The sequence below is a fragment of the Roseateles sp. P5_B10 genome, assembly GCF_056400485.1.
The window spans coordinates 1-569 of the sequence record NZ_JBFULE010001656.1; the positions used below are offsets into that span (position 1 = coordinate 1).

General features: G+C 70.8%; 2 protein-coding genes. Both read right to left on the bottom strand.

The genetic code is table 11. From position 1 onward, the window contains the following. Window positions 1–353, bottom strand: a 353-nt coding sequence (locus AC1DU6_RS35155; protein ID WP_477863191.1) for an adenosylcobinamide-GDP ribazoletransferase, incomplete at its 3' end; no start/stop codon positions are given. A gap of 4 nt (window positions 354–357) precedes the next feature. Then, window positions 358–569, bottom strand: a 212-nt coding sequence (locus tag AC1DU6_RS35160; RefSeq protein ID WP_477863192.1) for a nicotinate-nucleotide--dimethylbenzimidazole phosphoribosyltransferase, incomplete at its 5' end; no start/stop codon positions are given.

A 569-nucleotide genomic window follows, 5' to 3' on the forward strand; every position in this document is an offset into this window, starting at 1 on the left:
AACAAGCTCAGGCCCAGCGCCAAAGCGCCATAGCTGCCGATGCGCGAGTCCTTCATGATCGCCAGCGCCTTGTCGCGGCTGACCACGCCGCCCAAGGCATCGAAGGTGTCGGCCAGGCCATCCTCGTGAAACCCGCCGGTCAACGCGACGGTGGCCGCCAGCGCCAGCACCGCGGCCACCCAGGCCGGCCACAAATGACCGGCCCCCGCCAGCACCACTGCGCCGACGCCGCCGACCAGCGCGCCCACCAGCGGGAAGTGCCGCACGCAATCGTTCAGCCAGGCCGGCTCGAAGCCCTCCAGCCGCACCGGCAGCCGCGTCAGGAACTGCAATGCAACAAGGAAAAGCCGCACAGGGCTACTCGCGGTTGCTGACGCCGGCGCTGTCGAAGCTGGCCATGTCGGCCAGCAGCGCACAGGCGGCCGTCAGCAGTGGCCAGGCCAGCGCCGCACCACTGCCCTCGCCCAGGCGCAGGTCCAGGTCCAGCAGCGGGCGCACACCCAGTTGTTGCAGCCAGCGCGCATGGGGCCCCTCGGCCGAGCGATGGGCGAACACGCAGGCCGCCAACA